This window comes from Gordonia sp. ABSL11-1, from assembly GCF_030315685.1.
Classification (GTDB): domain Bacteria; phylum Actinomycetota; class Actinomycetes; order Mycobacteriales; family Mycobacteriaceae; genus Gordonia.
Window position 1 is genome coordinate 1 of record NZ_JASXSI010000054.1, and the last position, 4,658, is coordinate 4,658.

General features: G+C 66.9%; 3 protein-coding genes and 1 pseudogene. 3 read left to right on the forward strand and 1 reads right to left on the reverse strand.

Translation table 11 applies throughout. The annotated features are described in order from the left end of the window. Positions 1-99 precede the first annotated feature (99 nt). The gene (locus tag QSJ19_RS26215) at positions 100-1,026 is read right to left on the reverse strand and encodes a LysR family transcriptional regulator (protein WP_286323986.1); all 927 of its coding nucleotides are present in this window, start codon (positions 1,024-1,026) and stop codon (positions 100-102) included. A gap of 106 nt (positions 1,027-1,132) precedes the next feature. Between QSJ19_RS26215 and QSJ19_RS26220 the strand changes: the two genes are divergently transcribed. From QSJ19_RS26220 to QSJ19_RS26230, 3 genes and pseudogenes are all read left to right on the forward strand, one after another. Then, positions 1,133-2,389: an MFS transporter gene (locus QSJ19_RS26220; protein ID WP_286323987.1), complete on the forward strand. Its 1,257-nt coding sequence runs from the start codon at positions 1,133-1,135 to the stop codon at positions 2,387-2,389. A 96-nt stretch (positions 2,390-2,485) separates the two neighbouring features. Beyond that, positions 2,486-2,980, forward strand: a pseudogene (locus QSJ19_RS26225) (MFS transporter); the annotation flags it as partial. Between the two features lie 425 nt (positions 2,981-3,405). Continuing rightward, positions 3,406-4,584: a tyrosine-type recombinase/integrase gene (locus tag QSJ19_RS26230; protein ID WP_286323988.1), complete on the forward strand. Its 1,179-nt coding sequence runs from the start codon at positions 3,406-3,408 to the stop codon at positions 4,582-4,584. The last annotated feature ends 74 nt before the right edge of the window (positions 4,585-4,658 follow it).

Genomic DNA, 4,658 nt, shown 5'->3' on the forward strand with positions numbered 1-4,658 from the left:
CTAGAGCCTCGGCTCCTTCACGATAAGCGCTGCTCCCAGGTCACCGGCAGCCGTGAGGAGAGGAGGCACCTACCTCCAGGTCGGCACACGGTCGGGCACTCAGGGTTCGTGCGCGTCTCGGAGCCCTTCGGAGGGCGCGGCGTCCAGCAACTCTGACTTGAGAACGCGGGCGGCCGGTGTTGCGGCGTGCCCTTTGGGGAGGACGAAGTCGATGTGCCGCTCGATGAGGATGTCGTCGAGCCGGTGGTACCAGATGTCGCGACCGGCTTGCTGGTGTTCCTGGCGGGCGAGGCCTTCGGGGACAAAGGCGAGTCCGGCGTTGTGGGTGACGAGTTCGACAGCGAGGGTCCAGTCATCGGCCTCTGCGACGTGGCGATAGTCGACGCCGGCCTGTTGGAAGAGCCGGTCGAGGTGGGACCGGACCTCCCAATGGGCTGGTGTCTCGACGAAACGTTCGCCATCCAGGTCACGCAACGTGATGGCGGCTGCCCGGCGCAAGGGGTGCGAGCGGTGTCCCATGAGCACGAACGACTCGGCGGCCAGCCGTACAGCCTCGACCCCCGAAGGCAGCGTCCCGCTGACAGACGCGATGGCGCAGTCCAGCCCGCCGGAGGCGACGGACTCCAGCCGGTCAGTCCAGGCGAGTTGGGTGATCGTGAGCTCCAAGCGCGGGAATCGCGTGGCCAAGCGCGCCAGCACAGCCGCCAAGGGGATCAGGTGCTCGATGTGGGTGAAGGTGCCGATGCGCAACCGGCCCACCAGGCGTTCGCTGACCTCGCTGACCACTTCGTAGGCCGAGTCGACCGACCGCACCGCAGAGCGCGCGATCGGCACGAGCGCCATGCCCTCCGCGGTGAGCCGCAACGGGCGGGTTCCTTTGACGTAGAGGTCGACGCCGAGGTCCTTCTCTAGCGCCCGGATCGAGGAGGACAGCCCGGACTGCACGATGAGCTCTCGCCGCGCAGCACGGGTGAAGGTGCCTTCCTCGGCTAGAGCCAGGAAATGCCGCAACTGCCGGATCTCCATCGCACCTCATCTCTCCAGCAGATATTAGCAATCGCTTCCTGCTGTCAAAACGATAGTACTTCGGCGGGACCCTAGAGGAGCCGACCTCTGCGAAAGGACCACGACGATGACCGCCGAGACCGTCTCCACTACGCCAGCTCGCCCGATCGCGACCGGAGGAGCCCGTCCCCGCGGGCACGTCCGGCACGGTGCGGGATTCTGGATCGTGGCCGGCGCCTATGCCATCCTCAGCGCCTTCGGCACGGCGCCGACGCCGTTGTGGCCGTCCTATCAGCAGGCCGACGGCTTCGGGCCGCTGATGGTCACAATCGCCTTCGCGATCATGGTGGCCGGCACCGTGCTCAGCCTGGCGCTGTTCGGGCACCTATCCGACCGGCTCGGGCGGCGGCGAATCATCGCTCCGGCCCTGTTCGTGTCAATCGCTGGCGCGTTCGTGTTCGTCGCCTGGCCGCAGATCCCGGGCCTGCTGATCGCACGGTTCCTCACCGGCTTCGCCATCGGCCTGATGGCCGCCAGCGCCACCGCCTACCTCGCCGACCTCGACCGGCATGCCCGCCCCCACGTCATCGCCGCGCAGCTTCCCGGCCTGGTCGCCGCCGGCGCGAGCCTCGGCGGGCTCGCGGGCGGCGCCGCGATCGCCGGGGTGCTGGCCGAGTGGGTACCGCTCTCCACCCGACTGGAGCTGCCCTACGTCGCCTTCGGGCTCCTGCTGCTGGGCGCTCTCGCCCTCGTGCTCGTCACTCCCGAAACCGTCGACATCGAGGCACTGCCGGAGTTTCGCATCCGCCGCGTACACATCCAGCCCGGCCGCACCGGCCAGTTCGTCGGCGCCTCCATGTTCGGTTTCGCCGCCTTCGGCGCCACCGGACTGTTCTCTGCTCTCGGGTCGCTCATCATCCGCGGGGACCTCGGCCTGCACGACGTATTCGTCGGCGGGCTCGCCACCTTCGTCGTCTTCGCCGCCTCCGCCGCCGCTCAACTCGCCGCCGGCCGACTCGCGCCTCGCCTCCTCACCGGACTCGGCTTCGGGCTTTACCTCGTCGGCTTCGCCCTGACCCTGCTGTCCATTCGGAACCCATCGCTGGGCCTGTTCCTCGGCGCCGCCGCCGTCGTCGGCGCCGGCGCCGGGATGCTGTTCAAGACCGGGCTCAGCCAGGCCGCCCTGTCGGCCGTACCCGCTTCCCGCGCCGGAGTACTGTCGATCTTCTTCATCATCGCCTACCTCGGCATGGGCATCCCCTCGGTGCTCTACGGCACGATCGTCGGAGCACTCGGCACCCTCACCTCACTCGGCATCCTGGTCAGCGCCCTCATCGTGATCCTCATCATCGGCACATTCCTGGCTGTGCCCAAGCGGTCATGACCACGGCGCAGAAGCCTCGCACCGCCGAGACGTACGACACCGCACCAGCGCAGGAGTCCGGGCAGTGACGGATCCGCAGCCCATCAGCCGGCGCAAGTGGCAATCCTCGCCATCTGCTGCCTGAGCCTGCTGATCGTCAGCCTCGACAACACCATCGTCAACGTCGCGCTGCCCTCCATAGCCTCCGAGTTGCACGCGCCGGTACCTGACCTGCAATGGATCGTCGACGCCTACACCCTCGTCCTGACCAGCCTCCTGATGCTCTCGGGGTCCCTGGCCGACCGCATCGGACGTCGGCGCATCTTCCAGATCGGCCTCGCCGTGTTCGGCACCGGATCACTCCTGTGCAGTCTCGCCGTGAACATCGAAACCTCATCGCATTCCGCATCCTCCAAGCCATCGGCGGCTCCATGCTGAACCCGGTGGCCCTATCGATCATCAGCCACACCTTCACCGAACGCACTCAACGTGCAAAGGCGATGGGCTTCTGGTCCGCCGTCGTCGGCATCCAGCATGGCCCTCGAACCCATCGTCGGCGGCGTGTTGGTGACCTCCGCCAGATGGCGCTCGATCTTCTGGGTCAACGTCCCCCGTCGTCCTGATCGCCATAGCCCTGACCGCGCGCTTAGCCTCGATCCACCGATCCGGTTCGAAGTGGCCGGTTTGGACATCGTGGACGCCCAGCACGGAGAGCCCTTCGACGCGCTGTTCGATCCTGCGCTCCAAGCCGAAGCACTGGCTTACGACCAGCGGCTACCGTAAGAGCGGGGTTGGATGCTCAAACCGGCCATGTTGCCGGTTTGAGCATCCAACATTGGGTGGTCCCGGCTGGGATCGAACCAGCCGGATACGCGTACCATGAGAAGCGATGACCAGCGGAGATAGGTTAGAATACCGAGGTCAGTAGGTACTTTCAGACGGCCTCAGTATTGGGGTGGTTAAGGGTGGTTACGGCCTACAGCGGCCCGCTAACGGCCCGAAATGGCCCGGCCGTCGCACCCGGAAGGACGCGCCAAATGGCCCGTACATCGACCCCCACCAGCCGCCAACGCCGAGCATTCGGGCGGGTGAAGCTGCGCGACTCCGGCCGATACACCGCGAGCTATCTGCACCACGGCGTCCGACACCGCGCACCGGCGTCATTTCCGACCAAGGAGTCGGCCGCGTCGTGGTTGCAGCAGGAACAGGATTTGATCGACCTCGACCAGCGCAACCCCGGCAAGAACATCTGGACGCCCCCGGCCGAACGTCTCGCTCAGGCCGAAGCTGAGGCCGCCAAGGCGCGCGGAGTCACCGTCGCCGAGTTCGCGGAACGGTGGCTGCGGGATCATCCACTGACCCGCCGGGGCCGCGACTCGTATCAGTCGAGCTTTGATCGGCGGCTGTACGGCACTCCCCTCGCAGCGATGCCGATCGCTGAGGTGACCGTCGGCGATGTTCGCGAGTGGTTCGGCGCGATGGACCCCGAAAAGCCGACGGCGCGCGCACGCACGTATGAGGCGGTGAGTTCGATGTTCTCTGCGGCTGTGGACGACGGCCTGCTGACCGCGAACCCGTGCCGTATCAAGAACGCGGCGAAGGTGCGCCGTGCGCGGCCGGTCGTGCATATCGAGTCGCCCGAGGTCGGCAAGCTCGCGGAGAAGATGTCCGACGATCTGAGGGCGGCGGTGCTGTTGGCGGCGTGGTGCGGGCTGCGGTTCGGTGAGGTGATCGCGCTCGATCGTGCCGACTTGTCCGCCGACGGGTCCGTCGTCAACGTCAGCAAGGGCTACGTCCGGCGCGGCGGGGTCAGCGAAATTTCCGCGCCGAAGTCGGGCCGGTCAAGGGCGGTGGTGACGCCGCCGCACATTCGCACTGCACTCGTCGAGCACCTGAGCCAGCACGTCGCCGCCGGACCCGAGTCGCCCGTGTTCACGGATGCCGACGGCAACCGCATCACGGAGGGCAAGTTTCGGCCGTCGTGGCACGCGGCGCGCGAGGCGATCGGGCGGCCGACGTTGCGGTTCCATGACCTCCGCCATCACGCAGGGATGGTGGCTGCGACCGCTGGAGCAACCATCGCGGAGTCGATGGCGCGACTCGGCCACAGCTCGCCCGCGATGGCCTTGCACTACGCCGAGGTCGCCGCTGGGCGGGATGCACTACTCGCTGACCGGATTGCTGCGCTTGCCGGTCATACTGACAACCCCGCCTAAGTCGGTGTTGTAATCGACTGTCCGCCAACACTTCCTACCAATTCGGTAGTAGACATAGTCAGACGTAACAGCTA

Excerpts from the sequence above, each read along its gene's own strand:
- QSJ19_RS26230 (WP_286323988.1), top strand. The coding sequence starts at position 3,406 with ATGGCCCGTACATCGACCCCCACCAGCCGCCAACGCCGAGCATTCGGG.
- QSJ19_RS26215 (WP_286323986.1), bottom strand. The coding sequence starts at position 1,026 with ATGGAGATCCGGCAGTTGCGGCATTTCCTGGCTCTAGCCGAGGAAGGC.
- QSJ19_RS26220 (WP_286323987.1), top strand. The coding sequence starts at position 1,133 with ATGACCGCCGAGACCGTCTCCACTACGCCAGCTCGCCCGATCGCGACC.